The sequence below is a fragment of the Jatrophihabitans sp. genome (assembly GCF_036389215.1).
Classification (GTDB): domain Bacteria; phylum Actinomycetota; class Actinomycetes; order Mycobacteriales; family Jatrophihabitantaceae; genus Jatrophihabitans_A.
On sequence record NZ_DASVQG010000143.1, the window covers coordinates 1 to 4,334 of the forward strand.

Below are 4,334 nucleotides of genomic sequence, written 5' to 3' on the forward strand. Positions count from 1 at the left end.
ACCCCGACAGTCACCGCCACCGAATCGTCGACTCCCGCGCCGACCGACCCGAGCAGCTCCTCGGCCGCCGCGACAACGACGGCGCCGCCGGAATCGACCGCGCCATCGACCACCGCACCGCCGGCATCAACCGCGCCCTCGACCACCGCACCGACGACCACCGCACCGACGACCACCGCACCGACGACCGCAACGCCGAGCCAGAGCGCCACGGCAACGACCAGCCCCAGCACTCCCCCGCCGTCCACCGTGACCCCGACCACCAGCGCCACCAGGACAGCCACCCCGACGGCCACTGCCACTACCGCCACCCCGACCGCCACCGCGACGAAGAGCACCACCAGCCCGACGCCGACCGTGACCACCAGCGCGACCAGAACCGCCACCCCGACCAGCACGGCGACGACGGCCACCGCGACCAAGACCACCACCAGCCCGACGCCGACTGCCAGCCCCACCCCGACCGCGGATCCGGTGATCGCGCTGGCCGGTGACATCGCGTGCGATCCCGAGGACGCTGATTACAACGGTGGGTTGGGCACCGCCGGGCACTGCCATATGAAGAAGACGGCCAGCCTTGCCCAGGGCATCAAGCCGGCCAAAGTGCTGACGCTGGGCGACCATCAGTACAACTCCGGCAGCTCCGCTGACTTCCTCGCCTCCTACGACAAGTCGTGGAACGTGGTGAAGAGCCTCACCCGCCCGGTGGTGGGCAACCACGAGTACGGCACCAGCGGGGCCGGTGGTTACTTCGGCTACTTCAAGACCAGCGCCACCGGCGGCACGACGTGCCTGTCCAACTGCCGCGGGTACTACAGCTTCGACCTGGGTAGCTGGCACATCGTGGCCATCAACACCGAATGCAGCAGGATCGACGGCGGTGTCGGCTGTGCCACCGGCTCACCCCAGGAGGTGTGGCTCAAGAACGACCTCGCCGCCCATCCCGCCAAGTGCACGCTGGTGTTCGGGCACCGGCCGCGGTGGAGTTCCAACAGCTTCGCCAGTGCCGACATCGCACCGCTGATCAACGACATGGTGGCAGCCCGGGTCGATGTCTACGTCGCGGGACATTCCCACAGCTACGAGCGATTCGCACCGATGAACGCCTCCGGAGCCGCCAGCTCAACCGGCATGACCGAGATCGTGGTCGGCACCGGCGGCTCGTTCTTCACCGGCTTCGGAACGGCCGTGCCCAACAGCGTGGTGCGCAAGTCAGACGTCTTCGGGGTGATGAAGATGACCCTGCGTGCCACCAGCTACACCTGGTCATTCGTGGCCGACCCCAGCACCCCGTTCAGCGACTCGGGCTCCCGCAGCTGCACCTGATCGCCGCTCAGCTGGCGGCGTCGGCGCGGGGTCAACGGGCGGCGGGCGGATCGATCGTGTCGAGCCAGGCCAGGATCTCCTCGGTGTGCTGGCCGAGCGTCGGCGGCGGCCGGTGGCTGCCGAGGCCGCCGCTGTCGTAGCGGACCGGCGGCCCGGGCAGGGCCACGGTGCCCAGGCTCGGGTGCTCCACCTCGATCAGCAGTCCCTGTGACCTGGTCTGCTCCCACTCATAGACCTCATCCAGCGAGCGCACCTGGCCGGCCGGGGTGCCGAGCTCGGCGAGGATGGCCATCAGCCGCTCGCGGGAGTAATGGCTGAAGGCGTCGTCGATGGCGGCGATGACCGCCTCCCGGTCGGCGACCCGGTCGGCGTTGCGGGCCCACTCCGGGCGGTCCACGCCGAACGCGGCCGCGAACGCCTGCCACAGCCGGTCGCTGCCGACGGCGATCTGCACCATCCCGTCGGCGGCCGAGAACAGCCCGTACGGGCAGATCGAGGGATGGTGCCGGCCGGCAACCCCGGGCACCTCACCCGCCACCGTGTAACGGGTGCCCTGGAAGGCGTGCACCCCGACCATGCCGGCCAGCAGCGAGGTGCGCACCACCTGGCCGCGGCCGGTGCGCTGCCGCTCGTGCAGGGCGGCCAGCACGCCGTAGGCGCCGTACATCCCGGCGAGCAGGTCCGCGATCGGGACGCCGACCTTGGTCGGGTCATCCGATGACGAGCCCGTCAGCGACATCAGCCCGCCCTCGCCCTGGGCGATCTGGTCATAGCCCGGCCGTCCCCCCTCGGGACCGTCATGGCCGAAGCCGGTGATCGACAGGATCACCAGCCGCGGATTGAGTTCCCGCAGCTGGGCCATCGAGAAGCCGAGCCGGTCCAGCACCCCGGTCCGGAAGTTCTCCACCAGCACGTCGGCCTGCCGGACCAGCCGGGTCAGCACCGCCGCGCCGGCCGGATCCTTCAGATCCAGCGTGATCGATTCCTTGTTCCGGTTGCAGGACAGGAAGTAGGTCGACTCGCGCTCGCCCTCAGCGGGTTGGACGAACGGCGGACCCCAGCCGCGGGTGTCGTCGCCATGACCGGGCGCCTCGACCTTGATGACCCGGGCGCCCTGGTCACCGAGCATCATCGCGGCGTGCGGGCCGGCCAGCGCCCGGGACAGGTCGATCACCAGGATGCCGGCCAGCGGGCCGCCGGCATCGTTGTGCGGCTCGGCCGGTGATCGCCGGCTGTGCTCGGGCTCGGTCATCTGCTCGGGCTGAGTCATCCGCTCAGGTTAGGTGGTCCGCAGGTGGTCATAGACGGAGGACTCCGCGCCGCCGGACAGCACGGCGTAGCCGGGACCGCGGTCGAAGAACGGCTGGTCAGCGGGCCTGGCAGCGGCCAGCTCCGCGCGCAACGCCGTGGTCGCCGCGGCGTCCAGAGCCAGCTCGTCCCCGCTGCCGGCCAGCACCACGCCGTAGTCGGCGCGGGCGGCCGGGATCGACACCTTGCCCCACCGGACGTCGCGCAGCACCGCCTCGGGCACCCGCCGCAGCGGGTCGCCCCAGCCACCGCCGCCGGTGGTGCGGATCCGGATCACCTCACCGGCCCGGACCGGCTCGGCGTCGGCCAGGGCGTCCACCGCCCGTTCGTTCGCCCCGCCCGGGTCGATCACCACCGAGAACGGCTGGCCGGCCTTGCCGCCCTTGACTCCCCAGCAGGCCAGGATCGACCGGTCCGCGATCGACATGAAGTGGCCGTCCTTGAGCATCCTGATGTGCTTGTCGTACCCCAGGCCGCCGCGGAACTCGCCAGGCCCGCCGGAGTCCACGGCCAGGCCCAGCCGCTCGACCAGGAAGGGGAACCGGGCCTCGGTGAACTCGGTCGGCAGGTTTCGCGAGTCCGGCACGACGTGAATCGTGTCCTCGCCGTCGGCGTAGTACCGCCCACCCGAACCGCCGCCGAGCACTTCGCGCATCAGGTAGGACCGACCGTCGAAGTCCTCGCCGTAGACCCCGGTGTAGCGGATGGTCTCCTGATCGGCCGGCATCCGGCCGTCGACCGCCTTGGCCAGCACCCCCGCCAGCACGCCCAGCAGCCGCAGGATGACGAAGGTCCGCGCGTTCGTCGGCGCCGGGAACACCGGGGTGAGCAGGGTGCCGGGCGGCGGGAACCGCATCTCGATCAGCGGCACCACGCCCTCGTTGACGTCGAGTTCGGCCATCCGTTCGGGCGTATCGGCGAGGTTGCGCAGCACCGGCGCCAGCCACTTCTTCAGGAAGTTGCCCTCGGCGTAGTCCCCGCAGTGGTTGATCGGCCCCTTGGCCTGCGGGGCGGTGCCGGTGAAGTCGAGGATCAGCCTTTCACCGCCGGGGTCTTCGGCACCGGTGCGGGTGAGCGTGATCCGCTGGGTGTGCAGCTTCGGCGGCTCGACGCCGTCGTGCTCGGCGTAGTCCTCCCAGACCCAGCTGCCGACCGGGATCTTGGCCAGGATCTCGCGGCGGTAGGTCTCGGTGGTGCGGTCGACGATCTGGTCGAAGCAGGCCTCCACCGTCTCGCGGCCGTAGCGCTCGAACAGCTCGCCCAGGCGGCGGGCACCGGCCAGGCAGGCGGAGCACTCGGCGTCCAGGTCGGCGGCCAGCGAGTCGGGCATCCGGGAGTTGCGGGTCATGATCGTCAGCGCCGCCTCGTTGCGGACGCCGCGGTCCCACAGCTTGATCGGCGGGACCATCAGCCCCTCCTCGAACACGCTCGTCGCGTGGCTCGGCATCGAGCCGGGGACCGCGCCGCCGATGTCGTCGTGGTGGCCGAAGGCCTGCACGAACGCGACGACCTTGCCACTGGAGAAGACCGGCACGGTCACGCACAGGTCGGGCAGGTGCCCGATCCCGCCCTCGGACAGGTAGACGTCGTTGTGGAAGAACACGTCCCCCTCCTGCATCTTGTCCAGCGCGAAGTCCCGGGCGACCGGGTGCACCAGCGCGGAGTAGGACCGCCCGGTGAGCTTGCGCAGCAGCCGGTCG

The 4,334-nt window shown here is 70.8% G+C and carries 4 protein-coding genes; 1 reads left to right on the forward strand and 3 read right to left on the reverse strand.

What is annotated here, in order from left to right; all coding sequences use genetic code 11:
• A partial coding sequence (locus tag VF542_RS06920; protein ID WP_408650967.1) for a hypothetical protein occupies positions 1–497 on the reverse strand: 497 nt, incomplete at its 3' end.
• On the opposite strand from VF542_RS06920, the gene VF542_RS06925 reads away from it, so the two are divergent.
• Positions 475–1,326 (forward strand): metallophosphoesterase, encoded by an 852-nt coding sequence (locus tag VF542_RS06925; protein WP_408650968.1) that lies wholly within the window; start codon positions 475–477, stop codon positions 1,324–1,326. The genes VF542_RS06920 and VF542_RS06925 overlap by 23 nt on opposite strands.
• Before the next feature lie 31 nt (positions 1,327–1,357).
• Here VF542_RS06925 and VF542_RS06930 read toward each other — a convergent pair whose 3' ends face one another.
• Positions 1,358–2,578, reverse strand: coding sequence for a CaiB/BaiF CoA transferase family protein (locus VF542_RS06930; protein ID WP_408650970.1), 1,221 nt, complete (start codon positions 2,576–2,578; stop codon positions 1,358–1,360).
• Between the two features lie 27 nt (positions 2,579–2,605).
• On the reverse strand, positions 2,606–4,334 hold a 1,729-nt coding region (locus VF542_RS06935), incomplete at its 5' end, for a hydantoinase B/oxoprolinase family protein (protein ID WP_408650969.1).

Bases quoted from the DNA above. Each gene is read 5' to 3' on its own strand.
- VF542_RS06930 (WP_408650970.1), bottom strand. From the start codon at position 2,578: ATGACCGAGCCCGAGCACAGCCGGCGATCACCGGCCGAGCCGCACAAC.